Origin of the sequence: Isoptericola croceus (assembly GCF_029382255.1) — a bacterium.
Taxonomy (GTDB): Bacteria; Actinomycetota; Actinomycetes; order Actinomycetales; family Cellulomonadaceae; genus Isoptericola; species Isoptericola croceus.
Genome location: NZ_JARLLG010000110.1, coordinates 1 through 282, shown reverse-complemented (window position 1 = coordinate 282; position 282 = coordinate 1). Strand labels below are relative to the sequence as shown.

The following is a 282-nucleotide window of genomic DNA, read 5'->3' as shown; positions in this document are numbered from 1 at the left end:
ATGGGGGTCATAACCGCAACTTCGGCTTGGCAAAGGCGAAATTCTATGCCGATGCCATGAAGCGCGGGGAATGGAAGCTGATCCACCAGGGCCTTGCATTCTACCCGGATGGCAAGATCGCTGATGGACAACACCGACTGGCCGCAGTCGCAATCTCCGGCACGACTCAGAAGTTTGTGATGTTCCCTAACTTCCAGGACGGGGATGTCGATGCAATCGATGTCGGCAAGGCTCGCAGCGCTGGTGATGCCGTTCAGCTACTCGGTTTCGAGGAGCCACTAC

The 282-nt window shown here is 56.7% G+C and carries 1 protein-coding gene; it reads left to right on the top strand.

The annotated features are described in order from the left end of the window. Positions 1–282, top strand: a 282-nt coding sequence (locus PZC42_RS20865) for a hypothetical protein (RefSeq protein ID WP_277214004.1), incomplete at both ends; no start/stop codon positions are given.